This is a genomic window from Bacteroides sp. 224 (genome assembly GCF_010500995.1).
Lineage (GTDB): Bacteria > Bacteroidota > Bacteroidia > Bacteroidales > Bacteroidaceae > Bacteroides.
This window is the reverse complement of sequence record NZ_QVMK01000001.1, coordinates 1-22,450: the sequence shown is the minus strand read 5'-3', so window position 1 is coordinate 22,450 and position 22,450 is coordinate 1. Positions and strand designations below refer to the sequence as shown.

Here is a 22,450-nt window from a genome sequence, read left to right as displayed (position 1 = left end):
CATTAGAATTTTAAGTTAACACCCATTTTCACAGTCCGGGGTTGCATCATCTTCGCATAATCAAGCCCTTGCATATTTTCAGCATACGAATAAGAGAACTCAGGATCCATACCTAAATAATCTGTAAATGTCAACAAATTCTCGCCTGTTACATATACTGTTCCGGAACGGAAGAAGTTCCACAGTGTTTTGGAGAATGTGTAACTAACTGTCAGGTTCTTCATTTTCAGATAAGAAGCATCTTCCATCCAACGAGAAGAATAATAGCTATTACCTACCGGATCTTTCCATGCAGCTTTTGGCATATCGGTTTTCTGTCCTTCTACCGACCAGCGATTCATTACTGCTACACTTTGATTGTTGGTAGTAGATACCGATTCCAGTTGTTGTCTCACAGCATTGTATGCTTTATTTCCTTTGGAATATGAGAATTCTGCCGATACAGCGAATCCTTTATATTTCAGTTGAGTATAAAACCCTCCAAAGTAAGATGGCGAAGCACTTCCTAACAAAACACGGTCTTTATCGTTTATACGATTATCTGAATTTTGATCAACAAAACGAACATCACCGGCATTATAGCGTTCGCCGGTATGACTGGTAAGATTGGCAGCATCTGCCTCAGCTTGTGTTGAGAACACTCCATCAGCCTGATAACCATAGAACTGATATGGAGACTCTCCTACTCGGTGCACCATCTGTACACCGCCACCATAATCTAAAACAATCTGTTCTTCGCCACCCAATGATTTAATCTTATCTTTAGATTTGGAAATGTTTCCTCCTACAATCCATTCAAAGTCGCGAGTACGAATTAAAGCAGCTTGTGCAGAGAGTTCAATACCTTTATTTTCCATCTTACCCACATTTGCATAGTAAGGAATCGATCCATAAACAGACGAAAGTGGCATAGAAGAAATCATATCACTCACCTGATTATTGTAATAGTCAACAGATACATTCAAACGGCGGCGCAAAACCGAGAAATCCAATCCGATGTTCAAAGAAGCATTTTTTTCAGGCTTCAATGAAACATTTGGGATATTAGAACGTACAATGGTTGATAAATACATATAAGGAAGCGTTGAATAATAATATCCTCCCATTTGTGAAGAGAAGCGAGAATTACCTGTTAATGAATACTCTGCACGTACATTCAGCTTATCAATCCATTCTGCATTCATAAGTGGTTTCCATCCTTTTCCAAGTAAAGTTAACCCTACCGATGGATACATATAAAAACGGTTTGCATCTGTACCGGTTGAAGAAGCTGCATCCACAGCTACATTTACCGAAGCTTGCACCATTTCATTATAAGTATAATCGGCATGACCATAGAAATTCATCCAATTCCAGTTATTTACATAACCCAGAAAACGCTGTCCTATTTTTGTATCTCCCAAAGTCTGATAGAAGTCATTACCTGTATTACGTCCTTCTCCGGCATCGTATTCATTCTTAGTGGTTAACACTTGCCAACCGGCAATAGCATTCAAACGGTGAACATAATTATATGTTTTCTTATAATTTGCATTCAGGTTTGCAAAGAAGTTCACAGTTTCTGCTACTCCGTCGCTTACTGAATTCTTCCGTTCACCATACACATCTGTTATAGGTTTTATGATTGGATCGGTTTCACCCGGAACAAAAATATGCTCATTGTTATAATTATAGTATAACCCTACTGTTCCGGTTAAAGTTAACTCACGAAGCGGGTTATAAATAATACCGGCTTTCATGTTTAAATCATACTGACGATTGCGTGCATCCAGCTTATTAATTATTGCCAGTGGATTACTTACACTGTAATCGGCACTTTTGCTTGTTCCATCCAAATTTTTATTACTACCATAATAGTGTGATGCATAAGAAGATAAAGTATTTCCTTCGCTGTCTTTCTCATAAGGACTCAAAAATGGAGATCTGGCATAAGCAGCCAAAATAGGATTGGTAGTTGCATCCATTCCTTGTGGCTGATAGTGCCCTGTTAAATAAGCAAGCCCTACGGTTGCAAAAATATTCACATTCTTATTAACTAATGCATTGGCATTCAGCAAAGTATGGAAACGTTCCATACTGGTGTAATCCATCAAACCATTTTCACGGTAATATCCTAACGAAAGATCGTATTTGGCAATATTATCTCCCCCTTCAACCCTAAACAAATGATCGGTTGATATGCTGTTCTTATAAATTTTATCTTGCCAATCTGTATTGTTGTTGTACAGATAATTATAGCGTACATCATTGGGGTCTTTCATAAATGGAAAACTGTTATAGAACTTGTTTGGATCTGAGGATATAGTCATTCCTATATCTGCCAAATAATGCTTATAATCATCCAATCCCAACAAGGGCATCCGTTTATTGTTCCAGTTTACTCCAAACGTTCCATGATAACTTACTCTTGTTTCCAAATCGTTGGCAGCAGTTCCATCTGTTTCAATGAGAATCACTCCATTGGATCCCATTGAACCATACATCGCTGCTTCCGCACCTTTCAATACAGTAATATTTGCAATATCCTGTAGGTGGTAGAATTGGAAAATATCGCGAGATAAGCCTCCCAATAAGGAAGAAGTAGCTTTATCAGGCATGTGAGGAATGCCATTTATTACTATTAAAGGAGCATTGTCTCCTGTCAGCGTACGAATACCACGTAAATTATAATAACTTCCTTCGCCTGGCATACCACTACTGCGTTTCATTTGCAAACCTGCTACTTGTCCGGCTAAGGCACGGTCTATTTTAGAGGTTCCCAACATAAAATCTTTCTTGGCTATATTGGTAGCAGCTGTATAATCGTCGAGTTGCATCTCCCCTTCGCGACGAAAAGGGAGAACCATCGTTTCATTATACTTATATTCGGTCTCCGGGGTCAGTGTTATAACAATTTCTGTTCTTTCTTTAAGTAACTGTTTCACCGAGAAATAACCAGGTGCCCATACAGAAATTTCTTTCACTTCCGAAAGGTCTTTTACTTCAAACTTGAATGTGCCTTCTTTAGGAGTAGTAACATTCATTGTACCTAAAATAGTGACAATAGCCCCTTCTACCGGTTGATTATCTGTAGACAAGATTTTCCCTGTCAGTTTATGGCTTCCCTGTCCCCATAGATTAGCTGCCCCACATATAAGTAAGGCAAAAATGCTAAGTGTTTTTTGTATCTTATTCATATCCTATATATCAAGGTTAATATGTATTTGCTGTTGGTCGCAAACACCAGTGAGATGGCTCAAAGGTAGTTTGTGAGGCTTTCTTAAACTCAACAGTCACTTCCAACTCAGTAGTTTCTTCAATGGTTACCAGTCCAAGGTCAACACCACCGTCACGATCATATCTGCTATCTTTGTAAAGTTCGCTATATCCTCCTGAATTACGATCGAAGTTTGCTCCTTTCATAGTAGCTCCTGTTATAGGACCGCTCTCGCATTTAGGTATCTTCTTACCATTTATATAGAAAGTGCAGTTTACATTTGAACGAGCACCATAAACTCCTAAATAGAAGTTATATTCTCCGGGAGGTATTTTATAAAGCACAGGTGTATAACCAGTGGTAGAAGTTGCATCGGGCACCATTTTGTAGCACTTAAATTTAAATATTCCCGGTTGATCCGCATCAACAACCCATAACATCATAGCTCTGTAATGAACAGCAGGTAACCAGGCCTGCGGTTGATTAGAGTTTACATATTGCTTTACACGATTCATTTGTGCATTGGTACCAATATCTTTCAAATAAGTGCTTATGTACTTATATCCTTCAAAATACTCTGCTCTTTGAGCCTCTGTAAGGTTGTCAAAGGTGTAGAACCATTCCTTAAATCTCCAAATCAGAACTTTATTGGCTGGAATCTTTAGAGAAGTAACCTTATAAGCAATTCCATTACTCAATTCTACCGGATTATCAAGATCTACCTTATTAACTGTTGTTCTCCACTGTTGATCAAAAATAGAATAAAGATCTTGTGTAGAGTTAGGATCATTCTCATTATAAATAAAATCTTCTTTTACATACTTCTTATTAAAGAAAGCTGTTTGGAAAATCCAATTATTCAAAACAGAGTCTTCGCGTTCTACATTCCAGGAAGCCAATCTTTCTTTGGCATCTTTTAATGCATTAATCACCAATTCATTAGAAGGAACTAACAATGTAGCAGTAATGTTCTCTGAATAGATATCCAGTTTTTTATCTGCAAAATATTTGCTTTGTACAGTAAATACTGAATCATATACAGTATTACCGGTCTTATCAATTCCTATTGGTGTACTGGCTGCTTTATTGAACGTTTTCTGTGTTCTGTCAAGCACCATCTTTTTAAACATGGAGTACTCTTCCGGCAGCTCTTCCAGATATTCCATCAAGGCTTTTGGAGTTTTAACGTATTCTTCCAATTCATAGATATAAGCATCTTTTGCTTTAATCACTTTCTTTACTTTCGAACCATTAAAATAAGTTCCCGGCTGTAGAATTTCGGTTGCTTCTTCAAGTTTAGCAACTGTTACATATTTGCCATTCCACATTAACAAGCGTTGTTCATTTTTCAAGTTACTGGGCGAAAGCAGTGCATCAGTAATATGTGCTTTAGCTCGAAACTCTTTTTCTGCTTTCTCCAAATCGCTATCAGAATCGGCACGAGTAATCTTATCATTATTAACTACCATGATGGTATATAATAAATTCTTATTCTGCCATGTTTCAAGTGCTCCGGTTTCTTTAAACAACTGGTACATTGTGCTATATTCAGAAGCAGATTGTAGAAATTCGGAAGCAAATTTATCAACTGAGACAATCTCTACATTATCAATAACTTCTTCCTGTTTGGAATAGTGTGAATCCCAGTTTTCATCCGAACAGGCAAACAGCCCTATCGAACATAAAACAGCCAAAGTAATATATTTAAATGTCTTCATGGTTTATTCTATTACAGGTTCAAATAATAAATAATCAAAATACATACGGAATTGAGTATGCGAACTGGCCGCAGGGTCTTGAACTACCATTTTAAGCGTGTGAGTTTCTGTTTCTGTGAATTCCAACAATTTATTCCCGTCTGCATCATTGGCTGGTTCAACAAACAACTCTATACTTAAATAATCTTTTGCATCTCCTTTACCTCTTCCATCCGACTTTGCGTCATATACACGCTTCGCTGTCGATTTAGCACCACTGCTACCATCGAAAGAAAATTGTGTTAATCCGGCTGCACTATCTTCTGCTCTTTCGCCCATAAATTTCTGTTGTGGGTCATAAGCATAAAACAAGGTAACTTTATATTTACCTGCGATAATAGGAGGGGTATTTACAGTCAAGGCTCCATTGTACCCAATATTAACCACTAAATGGTCATTATTCATCTGTTCACCCCAAACTCCTCCTTCGCTTCCTACAGTAGCATACTCCAAATAATTCCAAGTAGTTGCTCTTGTACCATTAGGTCCTACCTCTAATTGGTAGCATGATACTTGTGGTACAATTTCTTTTCTACCTATAAACTTAGTCAAAGCTGTACTTTGTCCTTTATCTACTCGCGATAATTGTTGGAAAAGCTGTCCTTTACCTTTCGTATTTATATAAGATCCAAGCTCAGAGTAATTGCAAAAATCAAATACAAAAGGCACTGGCTCTTGTTGCTTAACAGGTAAATAGCCATCGATGGGTTGAATAATTCCATTCTTAACCAATATGTCACTATTTTCTTCATCAAATTTCACTCCATCGTTCAATCCATCTTCAGAAGCTAATATCATATCTACTCCCGAACGAGTATACCACAATTTCTGATTGGTTGAAAGTCCATCAAATGCTTGGAAAGCTGCTAACTTATGAGCTCCATCCAAAATATGATAAGCTACATAATGATTCAACTCATTACTCAAAGCTTCATATTCATCAGATGAAGCACCCACTTTTTGAGCTAATCCATTAAAAGAAGTGATACCATCCTTAGCAAAAATCTCGTCAGAAACAGCAAATACGGTAAAATGTTTCCTTAGTTCAACCTGCATCCCATACGGTCCATAGAACACAGAAGTTGTTACATTCAATGAATCTTTCCATCCGGTTTTATCAAGTGCTTCACAGAAGATTTTATAATCACCCGATTCGGACAAACGTTCATAAATTGTTTGTACTGCCGGACTTAACACATCATCTAAAACGTATATACGACCATTAATCGCACGAATGGCAAACTCGCTTACATGGGCTTCTTTGTTTACATATACTTCTCCACTTGTGTTTTCATCAAATGTTACCAATAATGCATCACCCGAAAGTGTTCTGGCCGGCAATTCGCCTCCTCTTACAAAGTCTTCTTTATCAATAGAGTCATTAATAATATGGTATTGTACCAGAGTACGCGCATATTCACGATCCAGCTCTTCGATAGAAGAAACTCCTTTTTTCTTTAGAAAGCTGTAAACGGCTTCATTAGTAGGAGCCAGTACCGTGAAAGAGTCGTCTGCCCGGTTAATAGCATTAAATAAATCGCCGTATTTAAGTACCTTCACCCATTCGGAAAAATCATCCGAACGACCTTGAAGATAAGTTGCCGCAGGTTGCAAATCATACACCTTGAATACCGTATCTTTATACGGATCATCACAGGAGTAGAAAGCAACGAATAAAATCAATAAGCAAAATCTTACAATATTCTTCATAGCAATAATCAATTTACAGTTACATCATAATAAGGGTTTTGTACCAGCAACGGATTACGTTCAATCTCATCCTGATGAATGGGTAAGTACCAAGCGTATGTATTCTTCAAAACAGAACGTATCCATTTAGCAGTTACTGAAGCATTGTTTTCTACAATCTCTTCAATAAACGCATCTTTATATTTATAATTCTTCGACTTTCCAAAACGCATTAAATCGTACCAACGTTTTCCTTCGGCAGCCAACTCCATATCACGTTCATGCAATACATATTGCAGCATCTCTTCCTGACTCACTGATGCAGGTGCTACATTTTTGCTAATCGTAGGCACTCCGGCACGGGTACGTATTCTATCAATCAGCTTCAATGCTTCTGTATAATTAGCTGTTCCTTCCTGCCAAATTAAAGCTTCTGCCTTCATTAGCAATACATCTGCCATTCTATAAAGAATCCAGTTGGCATCTTTATTATCACGTTGAGCATCTAGTTGCATACTCATACCTTGGAATTTCCAGATAAAGTAATAGTTAACATTGGTTGTTAGTTTTCCGGACAACGTATTGAAAGTTCCCAATAAGCCACGAATATTTGATTCATAAATAGCTTCGTCAAACAGTCGTTGACACATAGCCTTTGAGTATTGCACAGAATTTACACTTGATTTACCCCAAGGATAAAAAGAAGAAGGACTATTTGCATCTTGAAGCAAAGTAGTAGTCTGAAAATTAAGTTCGAAAACTGAACCATTGGAGTTACCCGGATTAAAAATAGAGAACCATTGCTCCGGATCTTCCACAAATGCCGGGCGGAAAGTAGCATCCGATTCGGTAATCAGATCAACGTATTTCACACAGTCAGCATAATCCTCATTCCACAAACAAACATCTGCCATTAAAGCATATAGTGCCCATACTGTAACACGTCCTTTGCTCATGCCCTCCCACTCATCATCATCATAGAATTCTTTTGCGGCTCCAGAGTCCAGTGCTGCTTTAATATCCGATTTTATTTGAGCTATAATTACTTCTTCTGAAGACTTAGGCACATCAATAGAATGTTCATCTGTCATATAGGGTTCCAGAATCAAAGGTACTTCTTTGAAATTACGAACCAATGTAAAATAAGCCCACGCACGCATGAAGTAAGCTTCGGCCATGTGAGAATTCATCACTGCCTCATGATAAGTTTCATCATGGTTTCTTACTTCCGGAGCAAACTTTATAACCGAATTGGCTACATTCAACACAGAGTAAAATGCTCCCCATTTTGCCTCACCGGATGAAGGTGTTAACTGAAAATTCTGCAATTGCTGCATGGAATTACCAGCATAGGCATATATTGAACCTCCACGGAGTTCTCCCCACTTAATCAATAAAGGTACAGTAGCACGCATATTGGAATACCCTTGTGCAAGCGACTCTGTTACTTGTTCTTTTGTTTTCCAATACTCGGCAGCTGTCTGTTCATTTTTAGGCAATACATCAAGCCAGTCTTGACAGCCGGATGCCAACAAACTTGCTCCGGCAATAGCCAAATATATAAATATCTTTTTCATATTATTATTGTATTAGAAACTTAAGTTTATACCAAAAGTGTATCGTCTGGAAATAGGTGTAGTAGCCGTATCTTCCGCCAATTTTGTTGGATTGGATGGTATATTTACTTCCGGGTCCTGACCTGTATAGTCAGACCAAGTAAATAAATTGTAGCCAGTAACAAAGCAGCTCAACGAGTTGACTCCCAGTTTATTACATATCTTACTTGAGAATGCATAGTTCAACGTTAATTGTTTCAGACGAATAAATGAAACATCTTCCACAAAACGGTCAGATCCTAAGTAGTTATAACCTTCACCAAATAATGCGCGTGGTATATCAGTTTTATCACCTTCATTTTTCCATCTTCTTAATACAGCTGTACTCTGATTGCTTGTACTATACATTGCCTCATTATTCATACGAGCCTTATTAACTACAGATTGACCAAAACGTCCATGAAAGAATGCATTTACAGAGAATTGTTTGTATTTGATATTTAGTCCGGCACCTCCTGTTAAAGTTGGATTAGAATTACCTAAATACACAATATCATACTGATTAATAACACCATCGTTATTTATATCTGCATATTTAGCGTCTCCCGGTTGGGCAGTGGCTGTCAGGTTCTTTGTTACAATTGGCTTTCCTTGTGCGTCATTCATCACATTTCCTTCAGCATCACGTGCGTAAGTGTCTTCTACGTTTTGATATACACCTAAATAACGATATCCATAGAATGCTCCAATTGGTTGTCCTTCTATGATACGAGCAGCATAATTCCCATTTCCCGGTGAGTAAGGTTCTTGCGACATATTACCCGGTAATTCTGTAATCTTGTTTTCATTACGGCTAAAGTTCACATAACCACTCACACGCCAATCTTTGTTTTCAAACGCAATCACATCTGTGCGGAATTCCCAACCTTTATTTTCCATTTTACCGGAGTTAAACCATTTCATTATACCAAAACTACTGGTAGATGGCAATTTATAATTTTGTTGGAGCAAATCATTAATGAACTTCTGATAGTAATCGAAAGTGAACCTCAAGCGTCCTTTAAATAAAGAAACATCTGCACCTACATTGAACTCTGTTGATGTTTCCCATTTCAAATTATCCAATTGCATACGATCTTGCTTTGTAGCAGACATATTCATATAATCATCTCCTTTTACATAGGCACCTAAGTAGATGGAAGCACCTGTGGGCGCACGTCCACTCTGTCCAACACTGGCACGGATTTTAGCTTCTTCCAACCAAGTTTCTTTTGCTTTTGCTAAGAAAGGCTCATTCTGAAGATGCCATGCGATACCGGCAGCGGGGAAATAACCTGTACGTTCATTCCGACCCATTGCAGAGTTACCCTCTATACCTAATGAGGCATGTGCTATATATCGGTCCAATAAAGTATAGTTTAATAATCCTACAAAGGAAATATTACGTGTTTCAGATTCACCGGAACCTATATTACCAATAGAGGTTCCTTTCACCGGGTCTGAAAGATCGGAAGAAGCATTTCCATAAGTAACACTATTATAGCTGGAATTCATATATTGTCCGGTACGGAATAATGCCGTAGCGATGATATTATGTTTTTCATTCCAATTTTTGAGATACATCAATTTATTTTCAGTCTGAAGGGCAAGTTGATCTGAATAACTGTCGTCGCTTCTGTTTGAATAAATATTGCTCTGTTCCAAACCTGTTACTACTTGGGGCAAAAAACGACGGGTTTTAATAGCACGCATATTAATAGATGCCCATCCTTTATAAAAGAATCCGGGTAAGATTTCATATTCGCCACGGAAAGTAATTTTACCTTCACGTTGCATGGATTTATTCATAGACTCATGCACCATAGCTACCGGATTATAGTTTTTGGCTTCTTTATAATTATCTTTCACCGAGAAGCTTCCTTCATAACTTGGATCATGATAAACAAAGTAATCACTTGTCAACGCTCCTGTCAGATTATCAACTACGAAAGGTGATTTATTGGGCATTTTACTTAATGCTTCAGAACGGGTATTATCTGCCCAATTCGCTTCTTTATCTGCTTGTGAGTAAGAGAAATCTGCACCGAATTTCAATTTGTTGGAAAATTGGTAGTTAACTGTCATAGAAGTATTAAAACGCTTCAATGAAGTACCTATAGTAGTACCATCATCACTCAGATATCCCAAAGAAAAACGGTAAGTTGCTTTCTCGCCACCGCCATTCATAGAGAAACTATTATCGGACACTAACACATCCTGACGTACATAATCCAACCAATTAGTATTTTGGTTATACTCATCATAATATCTCCAATCCGGATTATCACCAATTGCAGAAGCAGTAGATAATTTATCCAAATACTTATTTGCAGTATTATCCAATCCAATATATCTGGCAGAGTTCCAGATAGCTTCTTGCATCAGAGAAGTATATTCTTTACCATTCAACATCGGAATTGTGTTAGGTTCCTCCTTTAGTGTCCATTTAGAAGAAAAAGAGAAGCGGGTTTTACCTACAGTTCCTTGCTTTGTTTTAATCATCAAAACCCCATTAGCACCTTGTGTTCCCCAAATAGCAGTAGCCGAAGCATCTTTTAATACTTCGATAGTAGCAATATCATTTGGTGAGATATTTAAAAGAGCTCCCAGGTCTTCTTCGGTAGCTGTTGCAAAGTCAAAATCGCTGCTGATTTCCTGCGGATAAGGTACTCCGTCAATAACAATCAAAGGTTCAGCAGATGCATTCAAGGTACTGGTACCACGAATTCTGATAGCACTACGGCTACCCGGGTCACCACTCAAAACGATATCCACCCCTCCTAATTGTCCTTGAAGTGCTTCTTCTATGGATACCACCGGTGCTGCTGCAATCAGTTCTTCCATATTTACCTTCTGAGTAGCAGATACCATTTCCTTCTCTGTAATACCCAGATCATTACGAACAATTCGACGACCGGTAACTTCTACAGTTTCAATGCTATGCGCTTCCGATTCCAAAGTAACATCTAAAGTTGCTTGCCCGGTATATTTAATACGTTTGGTTTTCATACCAATATAAGAATAAACAAGCGTCAATTCCTTTCCGTCATCCGGGACCACTACATTATACTGACCATTCACATTGGTTATTCCTCCACCCAATGAACGATTTTGATTATTAACAATATTCACATTCACTCCAATCAATGGCTCCGCGGTTTTCCCGAACATCTCGGTAACCGTACCGGATATAACCTTCCGTGATTGACCTACCATATCTACTGAACAAGACAGGAAGATAACCACCAATACATAAAAGACTTTATTTGTCAAATTCATAATTTCAGATATTCAGTTAATTAAAAACAGCGTCGATAATATGGAATGCACCATCACTAAAAGTAAATGGGAAATTTTCATAAGTAGATACTACATTACACTGATTTCCTCCCTTCAAACCGATAGATAAAGAAGAACCAGTGCTCTTATATTCCATAAGTATGTTGTTACTGTTACGATATTCGCCTGTTACCCAATCTGGAGAACCCGGATAAGGAACACTTGCTACTGCGGGAGTATATGCTGAACTAAATATATAATTCATCAAGTATTCTCCTAATTCTCTCATATTGGTAACAGTACCTTCTACTGTGGGTGAATCTTGAGTTAAATCAACAGAGCCACCTTCTATACCAGGAATCTTTCCACTTTCCAAAGCCTCTTTTAAAACTTCATTTGAAGGAATAAAAGCTACTATACGAGGACCCGATAAGTTAACATTCCATGCATATCCATCATTATATGGAACAAACACTTTTGCTTTTCTCAACAATTGAGCAAAAACAAAGAAAGGATATCTTGTTTCTCCGGTTGTTGTTAACAAAGTCTTAAAGTCAGACCCTAATTCAAAATTGAAGACCCCGAAACTTGAAGATTCATACGCATATACTTTACCGTTGCTCCAATTATTACCAGCATCATTCTTAATTTCCTTTACCTCAAGGAAATAATCCGAAAGAGTAGAAGGATCTTGCCCTAATATATTATTGAAAGCATAGTTCGTAGTCAGTTTACCGTTTCTTACAAACCAATAAGTAGATGACTCTTGAGTTGGATAGATTGCCCAATCTTTAGATTCAATATCAACCAGCTGACTTACAGTATGTCCGTTAACCATTCTTCGAGCTACCGCAGTAGTAACTGCTACATCTCCATCGTCTCCGGTAGTAGCCAACATATTATTCTTATTGTCATCCGGTATCAAACGCATATCACTGGTTTCATAACTGTTATTATCAGTTATCAACATAGTATATTGAGCCGCATTAGAGCCATAAGTAGTTACCAAACCTGCATTATAAAGTGCATATAATGATAAGAGATAATCTTTATCCAGGAAAGAAGGTCCCATTACTGTTTGAAACATAGAAGGCATTTTCAACTCACTTAGTCCATAAAAACTACCATTTACACAGATATTCTTATCTTTTACAGTATATGGATCAAAATCATAACCACCTCCCAATTCATTGGTTATAGTGTTTACTTCATCCGGAAAAACAATAGAACCTCCATATACCGACTGAATAAGTAACACTCTTACAATTAAAGGGTCCAAATTTGATAAGGATGAATACCCCTTAGTTTTCCAATATTTATTAAAGAATGTATTCAGCGCTTGGTTTGATGGTGCAAACACACTATAGGCAGTAGATGCCAATGTTGCATATAAACGAGGATTCGTAACTGGCCATTCCAACGCAATATTCGGAAGTCCGTTCACATCATGCCTATGAAGGAAAAGACTATCTGTTCCTACAGATGCTCCATAATCTACCGATAAATCCTTGTCGTAAGTATAGGAACTATATTGAGTATAGAAATCAAGGAAGTCTGAGTATTCATTCTTCTTTTTCATTATATCATAGATAGTTTCCAATGGCTCCAACACCTTATCTATATTATATATATATCCATTGTTTGCAATGATCTGATATTCTTTCACACTTGCATTGGACACATTAAAGCCGGCATCACCACCCCAAGTTGCACCCGGATAAAAATATTCATAATTCTTCTTTGCATCAATGCCCTTAGATTTAAAAATATTATGAGAGAATACAGGAAGAAAACGCTCAAGGTGATACACTGTCACAGCTTTATTTGTTGCCGGATCTACTTCTTTTGTAACAGGACTCGTACTGTGTGTCCGAAACTTGTAATACATCCCAGGCTGCAAAGATGTTAGGTCATCTTCATCATCTGTGCCTAAAGCATTATCTTGCGGACGGAAATTCTCAAGGTCTGTTTTACTATACGAATAGTAAACCAAATGATAGCCAATCAGTTTCTTCAGTTCATCTGTCTGCATATCTTTTACAGCAGAGTAGCCATTTTCCTGCATATAAGCACTAAAAGCATCATTATCCGGTGCCATTACAGTTACTAAGCTTTTACCATCCAATATCGGGCGATAACCAGACAGTTCTGCAGCTTCCAAAAAGAGAGAGTATTTCCCTCCATATTCTTCAGAAAGAATCTCCCAGGCTGTACCCTTCAACCATTCGGGCTTTTCATAATGCTTGTCCATTTCATCATCACCGCAGGATAATAGTAAAAATGGAAAAAGCAACACCCAAAGCAATCGTTGTGCATTCATTACATTTTTCATATTTATTAATTTTAAAGTATCATACTATTCGTTCTCAATAGCTTTTCTCGAATCGTAAAATAGTTCTCTTTGAAGTAAAATACATGTTTCATCATAGCATCTATAATATTAGCATTTAATTAATCTATCACAAAATTAAGGAATGGAAACACTTCTAACAATAGAATATTGTACAGGTAGATGGAATCGGGTGCAATGAATGATTTTATATGCTTTTGTATGATAATCCATCGCTAAATAAAACACTACCATGTATATATTTACAGAAGTTCCGTATGTATTTACAGGCTTCTAAGGAAATACGTTTATTATATTTGTGATATGCTAATCATTCTATAAAACAACTATGCACATACAAACAAGTCTTCACTTTGCAATCAGAATTTGCCTGCTTGTACTCTGTTGCGGAGGCAGCTTAACTTCGATGGCTCAAATAACCAATGCCACACAAGATTCCATTATAAACTACTTCCGTATCTTACAAAGTACCCCACAAGAGAAACTATATCTGCACTTAGATAAGCCCTTTTATACAGCAGGAGATAACATTCACTTTAAAGGATATCTACAAAATGCCATCACTCATAAGAGCAATGCACAAAGCAACTTTATCATCACCGAATTGCTCGACCAGAAAGATTCAATCATCTACCGGAAGAAGATTCGTCGCGATTCTATCGGGTTTGTAGGTAACTTCTCGCTCCCGGCAGAGCTTCAGGAAGGCAACTATTATTTAAGGGGATACTCCAACTGGATGCTGAATGCAGACAAAGACTTTCTATATTCCCGCAATATCCGGATTGGCAACCCTATCGACGTAAGCATTACTTCCTCTATTGATTATCAGCAGGAAGATAATGGCAAATACATAGCAAGAGTGAAGTTTATGGAAGGAAACACTCAGAATTTTGTTAATATAAAGATTCTTTATAAGGTGTTAGATGGTAATAATATCCTTTCTAAAGGAAAAGCAACGACCAATGAGGAAGGTATCATACAGTTTCCACTTCCCAATCTTCAAGCAGATTATCATAAGCTAAGGGTAAATGTTCTATTTAACGATCCTACTTATAAATACGAACGGAACTTTTACATCCCCAACCTTTCCACAGATTACCATGTATCTTTCTTCCCGGAAGGAGGAGAACTGCTCGACAGTCTTCTGCAAACAGTTGCATTTAAAGCTCAGGGAGCCAATGGATATTCCAAAGAAGTTCAGGGAGCTGTCTATACGGAGCAGGGAGATACAATTGCTCACTTTCAGACCGAATATGACGGCATGGGAACGATGGGGCTTTTCCTATCTGCCAATCAAAAGTATTACGCAAAGGTAACTTCCACTGATGGAGTGCAAAAGATATTTCCACTACCGGAGGTTAAGAAAGAGGGTTTTACGATTTCCATCAACCAATCCAGAAGAGGTATAGCCTATACCATAAACAAAACAAGCAGCACTCCCCTACCCGAGAAATTGTATTTAATAGGGCATACCCGAGGAAGATTACGTATATTCAGAGAGATTACTCCGGAATCGACCAACGGTATTATCGCCAATAACCTCCCGGACGAAGGGATTCTTCATCTACTACTCGTTAATGAAAAGAATCTTCCAATCAGCGAACGCCTTTGCTTTGTTCAGCATAACGAAAAAGCACTGTGGAACATACAAACCGATAAGCCACAATACAACAAACGCAAAAAGGTAACCGTTTGGGTTACAGCCATCGATAAGAACAGCCAGCCATTGGCTGGCGATTTTTCGGTAAGCATCACCGATGCACAAAGTGTCCCTATTGATTCATTGGGAGATCATATATTAGCCAATTTATTACTTACATCGGATCTCAAAGGGCATATCGAAAACCCGGGTTATTACTTCTGTGGCAATAAAAGAATGAAATCCAGACTCTTGGACATGGTTATGCTCACCCACGGATGGAGCCGGTTCGAAACAAAAAAACTATCGGGAGAACCTCTGATTAACACACAACACTACCTCGAAAAAGGGCAGAGCATAAGCGGAAGAGTCAAAGGATTTTTCAACGGAAATGTGCGCAAGGGAACAATGACTGCTTTCACCCTCAGAGGTTTTGTGTACCAAACAGCCGAAACAAATGATAAAGGAGAGTTTGTGCTTCATGACCTGAACTGCCCCGAAAATACCCGTTTCTTAATTCAGGCACGTACAGCCAAAGGGCGGGCATCTGTCGATATCCTGATAGATTCTACTGAATATGCGTTGCCCTTCAATAAGTTTGTTTATCCCACAGAGCCTTTGCAGCTATCGAATGATTATCTTATCAACTCCCGAAACCGCTATTTTGCAGAAGGTGGCATACGTGTAGTAAATTTAAAGGAAATAGAAGTAAAAGGAGATCTCAAACAAAGCGATAAGGAACATGCAGTCATCAACACACTGACAGACAAGACATTCACTGCCAAAGACATTGAAGAACAAAGCCTACACTCTGTTTACGAAATACTTAATCGGGTATCCGGAGTAACAGCAATAGAAGGAGAAAGCATTCGTATCCGTAGCGGACAAGGTAATCCTAAAATAATACTAAATGATGTACCTTATGATGATTTGGAAGTATTAAACACTTTCCATGTAAACGACATTGAGCGTTTGGATGTTATTAAAGGGCTGAGTGCCATGGCACTGGGAACCGGTGGTCCTGATGGAGCCATTGTCATCGAACTTAAAAAAGGTGCCAGCCAGCTCGATAATAATCGTAATAAAGGAATGATATACTACACCCCACTCGGCTACAGTATCTACAAAGAATTCTATCATCCGGTATACGATACTCCGGAAAAGAAGAAAAGCTCCCGCTCTGATATTCGCACCACCCTTTATTGGAATCCATCTTTATCTTTCGACGCCGATGGAAAGGCGCAAATTGAGTATTACACCTCCGATAATTCGACCAAACAACAAATTTCGATTGAAGGGGTTGATGCTGATGGAAATCCGTACAGATATACCGGAAAAATCAATTAAATCTATTCAGATGAATAATATTAAAGGATTCTGTATTATATTACAAGTAGCAAACAAACTAAGAATTATACCTTTGAAGCATTATTAAGTTATAAGCTCTAATATCATGAGAACTTTTATTTTTTCGTTATTTATTCTTTCTTCATTCCTCTGTGGGAAAGCAACAACTCAAGAGTTGCCCGCCCGAGAAGAGATATTAAAAACAACTACATTGGTAAATAACTACTTCATGAAGAAGTATGCCGATTATGCTCAGCCCACGTATGTAAACAAGTTCCGCCCCAGCAACATCTGGACCCGCGGCGTTTATTACGAAGGATTAATGGCCTTATATGCCATCTATCCCAAAGAAGAGTATTACAAATATGCCTACGATTGGGCCACTTTCCACAAATGGGGTATGCGCAATGGCAATACTACACGCAATGCCGATGATCATTGCTGCGGACAAACCTACATCGACTTATATCGCATCTGTCCTACCTCGCCCGAAATGATTCGCAACATCAAAGCATCTATCGATATGGTGGTAAATACTCCTCAGGTAAACGATTGGACATGGATTGATGCCATACAGATGGCTATGCCTATCTTTGCCAAACTCGGAAAGATGACGGGAGAACAGAAGTATTACGATAAAATGTGGGATATGTACGCCTACTCGCGCAATACACACGGCGGCAAAGGCTTATGGAATGCCAAAGATGGCTTGTGGTGGAGAGATGCCGACTTCTGCCCTCCTTACACTGAGCCTAACGGCGAAGATTGTTACTGGTCAAGAGGAAACGGTTGGGTATATGCTGCTTATGTACGTGTATTAGATGAGATTCCTTCCGACGAGAAGCATCGTACCGATTATATCAACGACTTCATTACCATGAGCAAAGCACTCAAGAAATGCCAACGCGAAGATGGTTTCTGGAATGTAAGTCTTCACGATTCAACTCATTTTGGAGGTAAAGAAACTTCGGGAACTTCCTTATTTGTATATGGTATGGCTTGGGGCATACGCCAAGGCATCCTCGACCGAAAAGAATATCTCCCGGTTATTATAAAGGCTTGGAATGCAATGGCAACAGAAGCAGTACACAAAAATGGTTTTTTAGGTTATGTACAAGGTACCGGCAAAGAGCCTAAAGACGGGCAACCTGTGACTTACAAAAGTATTCCCGACTTCGAGGATTACGGAATAGGTTGTTTCTTACTGGCCGGAACCGAGATGTATAAATTGAATTAACTTTTCATTCTTAAATCAGTAGGTATTTATAAAGAACCTTTCTTTCCTATGAAACGAAGGTTCTTTTTTCTACTATAATAATGATAACACACTTATGAGAAAGCTATTTTTAATCTTTTGCATACTATGCCCCATAGCCCTGATTGGTCAGGTTACCGAAACCCTTTACCTCTCCGGAAAAGGTTTAGGCGATACCAAAACCTGGAAGTTCTATTGCAACGAAGGCATGAACAGTGGGAAATGGACTAAAATCGAAGTACCCTCCCAATGGGAATTACAAGGCTTTGGCGAATATTGCTACGGCAGATGGTATACAAACAAAACAATTAAAAAGCCACCCACAGAAACGGGCATTTACAAAACCACGTTCAAAGTTCCTGCTTCATGGGCAGGTAAACAAATTGACATTATCTTCGAAGGGGTAATGACCGATACCGAAGTACTGATCAACGGAGTATCTGCCGGAGCCATTCATCAGGGAGGTTTTAACCGTTTCGCCTACAACATCACCGATAAAATTAAACCGGGAAAGAACGAACTGGAAGTAAAAGTAAGCAAAGAATCCTCGGATAAGTCGGTCAATGCTGCCGAACGGAAAGCAGACTGGTGGATATTCGGAGGAATCTATCGCCCGGTATATCTGGAAGCGAAACCAGCAATGAACATTGAACGCATTGCTGTAGATGCCAAAGCAGACGGTTCTTTGTATGCCGATATTTTCACAACCATTCTTGAAGAAGGGTATAAGATAAATGCTACACTATCTCCGGTTAGTTCTATGACAAAACAGTCGGCAGATGATAAGCAGCAATCTGCTTCTCTGAAAGCAGGTACCAACCATTCGGTTCGTTTTCAATGGAATGAGATTGAAGCATGGAATACAGAAACACCTCACCTGTATACACTGAAATTAGAGTTAACCAACAAGAACAACCAAGTTGTACACATTCATCAGGAAAGAATCGGCTTCCGCACCCTCGAATTCCGTCCGAAAGATGGTATTTATGTTAATGGCACGAAAGTAGTGCTGAAAGGTATTAATCGTCACTCTTTCCATCCGGACGGAGGACGTACCACCAACAAGGAAATCAGTATCATGGATGGTCAGTTGATTAAAGAAATGAATATGAATGCAGTCCGCTTTCATTATGCTCCCGATAAGCATTTTATGGAGGTATGCGACTCGCTGGGAATCTTTGTAGTATCCGAACTGGCAGGATGGCAAAACGCATACAATACCCAAGTAGGCTCTAAATTGCTGAAAGAATTGGTGACGAGAGATGTCAACCACCCTTCGCTCATTCTGTGGAGCAGCGGTAACGAAGGTGGATTCAACTACGAATTAGATCCGTTTTATGCCAAATACGATCCTCAGAAGCGTCACGTCATTCATGCATGGGCAGACTTCAACAATCTGGATACACACCACTACCCTACTTTCCTGACAGGTGTAGGAAGATTTGTAAACGGCTATAAAGTATTTATGCCCACCGAATTCCAACACGGAATGTACGATCAGGGACATGGAGCAGGTTTGGAAGATTTCTGGGCAAACTATACTTCGCATCCTCTGTTTGCCGGCGGATTTATGTGGGATTTCTCCGATAATGCCGTAAAGCGCACTGATAAAGGCGGTATTCTCGATTCGGACGGTTCCAACGGAACAGATGGCATTCTGGGGCCTCATCGCCAGAAAGAAGGTAGCTATTATACTGTTCGCAATGTCTGGGCACCTATTCAGTTCGAGAATCTATTTATCACGCCTTCTTTTAAAGGAGAATTCATTGTGCGCAACGATTATCTGTTTTCTAATCTGAATACCTGTCAAATGGAGTATCGGGTACTTACGGCACCATCTCCATTGAAGAAGGAACAACAGAAAGTCATTGCATCCGGTGCAGTCACTCTTCCTGCCATCGATCCGCGGGAATCGGGCAAAGCACGTATGCAAGTTCCTGCCAATTTCTTTGAAGGAGATATATTAGAAATTAAAGCAAGAGATCGGCACAACAAGGAAATCTGCACTTGGACATGGCCTATTCATTATGCCAAAGAGTACACTCAACAACAATTGGCAGGCATCCCTCAGTCCGGTAAAGCATCAGTAAAACAAGAAGGAAACCATGTAATGCTTTCCTCCGGTGAAATTACTGTTACTTTTAATACTACTGATGGACTGATTACGCAGGTAAATAATCAAAGTGGCATTGTATCTATTGCCAATGGGCCTATCCCCGTAGGAATGAAAGCACGCATCAAAAATGTACAGTTCCGGCAAGAAGGAGACAATGCCGTTTTCACAGCTTACTACCACGGTGGTGTTGATTCCATTCGTTGGACGATGACTCCCGCGGGCTTGCTGCAAATGTATGCCGTTACGCTCAATAAATCTGGTCGCGGAACAGGATTCGACGAGGCTGTATTCGAAGATAACATCACCAACTTCGGATTTACCTTCTCCTACCCCGAAGAAAAGGTGAAAAGCATGAGTTGGTTAGGTCGTGGTCCTTATAGAGTTTGGAAGAATCGTCTCCGCGGTGCTAACTTCGGTGTGTGGGATAAAGAGTACAATAACACCATCACCGGAGCGGACTTCGAGAATCTGGTTTACCCGGAATTCAAAGGTTATCATGGTAATATGTATTGGAGTACGCTTCATACAACTGAATCTCCTTTATCTTTTTACAGTGCAAGCGATGGTGTATACTTAAGAGTATTTACTCCCGAAGAGCCCAAAGATAATTATACGGATTGGTCGGCAAATCCCAAGTTTCCGGAAGGTGATATCTCCTTCTTATACGAGATTCCGGGGATACGTTGCTTCAAGCCTATCTCTCAGCAGGGGCCTAAAAGCCAGCCTTCTAACATTCGTATTAAGAAAGGCGATGAAGGAGTACACATGGATATATGGTTTGATTTTAGGTAAAAAGAAGAAAGTGTCAAAATGATATTATTTATGATTTGAACACAGAGACACAAAGGCACAGAGAATTTAACTCACTAAAAATGAGAGACTCTGTGCCTTTGTGTCTCTGTGTTCAAATCGTATTTTATCATTAATTGGGACTTTTAACACCTCTTCTTTCTATTTCAACAACTCATCCACCACTCTCCTATCTACCGGGAAAGCCGTTCCATGCCTTGTGCCCCGTGGAAAGGACACCTGATCGGACACATCCTCCCAATTTATTCTATCCTTCGTACGTACTGCACCATACTTTTTCTCGCGGTATTTATCAAAATACACATAGATGTAATCGCCTACCAACAAAGGAGCGGGGCCTTCTGCCCAATAACTACCGGTGATTGGTGCCGATACTTCGATGGGAAATCCTTTCTTGATTTTCTTGGTTTTGGTCACCCTCAGATTCTTTTCGGGAGGATTGGAGTTTTCGTTCTTCACCACCATTATCAGCTCTCCGTTTTTATCTTTAACAATAGCGGCATCAATCACACTAAAGTCCGGATTAAAGAACATTTTGGTTTTGGAGAATGTATTAAAGTCTTTGGTAGTTACATAATACATACGATGGTTCAGCCCCTTTTCGCTCTCGCTGGTAGGCACTTCTTTATGTCTGCCGGGAATGGTCGTTGCCCAGAAGATATAATAAGTTTTAGAAGGTTTATCATAGAATAACTCCGGTGCCCAACAGTTATGAGCAGTCGGTTCGTGCATCATAACAGGAATGGCTTTCTGTTCCGACCAGTGAATCAGATCTTTGGATGAAGCATAACCTATGATACGGTCTGTCCAACTTGATGTCCATACCATGTGGAAAGTACCATCGGGAGCCTGACAGATACTTGGGTCGCGCATCAGCTTATCCTTTCCAACTGTGGGAGTCAGGAAAGATTTATTGTCATTCAATGCTTTCCAGGTGAGTCCGTCATAACTATATGCCAGATGCAAGCCATCGGTACTATTGCCTGTAAAGTAAGAAAAAAGATAAGCGGTGGATTGGGCAGCTACATTAGCAGCACAGCCAACCACAAAAAAGAAGAGCAAGATGTATTTTCTCATGATCTATTTTATTGAATATTTAGATAAAATCAACAGCAGTTGCATTACGTAACAAAGATAAACCGATACTTAAAAAGATGAAAGAGGCAGTTGCAGATATTCTTAGTAATTCTGTATCAAACAAATGTATTATTGTACAAAACAGCGATGGAAAGAGCATATTTACACAAAAATCTATCTTTATGTACATCTGTCTATTTAGCAGAATAGGCAAAAACTCTAATTTAGCCGAACATTAACGTATGAAACACCCATGACAAAAACTCGTCGCCAAAGGTAATGTAAATTGTGGGTTATAGCTACCTTTGTTAGGTTCACCAACAATAATAGCTATGGATAC

The 22,450-nt window shown here is 39.0% G+C and carries 9 protein-coding genes and 1 pseudogene; 3 read left to right on the top strand and 7 right to left on the bottom strand.

Annotation, left to right across the window (positions count from 1 at the left end; translation table 11 throughout):
- Positions 1-2: 2 nt before the first annotated feature.
- The 6 genes from D0T60_RS00050 to D0T60_RS00025 are packed head-to-tail and all read right to left on the bottom strand — an operon-like array spanning position 3 to position 13,848.
- Positions 3-3,176, bottom strand: coding sequence for a SusC/RagA family TonB-linked outer membrane protein (locus D0T60_RS00050; RefSeq protein WP_163215949.1), 3,174 nt, complete (start codon positions 3,174-3,176; stop codon positions 3-5).
- A gap of 16 nt (positions 3,177-3,192) precedes the next feature.
- Positions 3,193-4,914: a hypothetical protein gene (locus D0T60_RS00045; protein ID WP_163215946.1), complete on the bottom strand. Its 1,722-nt coding sequence runs from the start codon at positions 4,912-4,914 to the stop codon at positions 3,193-3,195.
- A gap of 3 nt (positions 4,915-4,917) precedes the next feature.
- On the bottom strand, positions 4,918-6,663 hold the full coding sequence (locus D0T60_RS00040) for a DUF5108 domain-containing protein (RefSeq protein ID WP_163215943.1): 1,746 nt from the start codon (positions 6,661-6,663) through the stop codon (positions 4,918-4,920).
- Positions 6,664-6,671: 8 nt separating this feature from the next.
- On the bottom strand, positions 6,672-8,219 hold the full coding sequence (locus D0T60_RS00035) for a RagB/SusD family nutrient uptake outer membrane protein (protein ID WP_163215941.1): 1,548 nt from the start codon (positions 8,217-8,219) through the stop codon (positions 6,672-6,674).
- A gap of 12 nt (positions 8,220-8,231) precedes the next feature.
- The gene (locus D0T60_RS00030) at positions 8,232-11,516 is read right to left on the bottom strand and encodes a SusC/RagA family TonB-linked outer membrane protein (RefSeq protein WP_163215938.1); all 3,285 of its coding nucleotides are present in this window, start codon (positions 11,514-11,516) and stop codon (positions 8,232-8,234) included.
- Positions 11,517-11,532: 16 nt separating this feature from the next.
- Entirely contained in the window at positions 11,533-13,848 is a 2,316-nt protein-coding gene (locus D0T60_RS00025; protein ID WP_239059464.1) for a fasciclin domain-containing protein, read from the bottom strand.
- 346 nt (positions 13,849-14,194) lie between these two features.
- On the opposite strand from D0T60_RS00025, the gene D0T60_RS00020 reads away from it, so the two are divergent.
- The 3 genes from D0T60_RS00020 to D0T60_RS00010 all read left to right on the top strand — a co-directional run bounded on the left by D0T60_RS00020 (position 14,195) and on the right by D0T60_RS00010 (position 21,015).
- On the top strand, positions 14,195-16,852 hold the full coding sequence (locus D0T60_RS00020) for a TonB-dependent receptor plug domain-containing protein (RefSeq protein ID WP_163215935.1): 2,658 nt from the start codon (positions 14,195-14,197) through the stop codon (positions 16,850-16,852).
- Between the two features lie 106 nt (positions 16,853-16,958).
- On the top strand, positions 16,959-18,089 hold the full coding sequence (locus D0T60_RS00015; protein ID WP_163215932.1) for a glycoside hydrolase family 88 protein: 1,131 nt from the start codon (positions 16,959-16,961) through the stop codon (positions 18,087-18,089).
- Between the two features lie 94 nt (positions 18,090-18,183).
- Positions 18,184-21,015 (top strand): glycoside hydrolase family 2 TIM barrel-domain containing protein, encoded by a 2,832-nt coding sequence (locus D0T60_RS00010; protein WP_163215929.1) that lies wholly within the window; start codon positions 18,184-18,186, stop codon positions 21,013-21,015.
- A 165-nt stretch (positions 21,016-21,180) separates the two neighbouring features.
- On the opposite strand, the pseudogene D0T60_RS00005 reads toward D0T60_RS00010, so the two are convergent.
- Positions 21,181-22,110 (bottom strand): annotated as a pseudogene (locus D0T60_RS00005) (glycoside hydrolase family 43 protein); the annotation flags it as partial.
- Positions 22,111-22,450 lie beyond the last annotated feature (340 nt).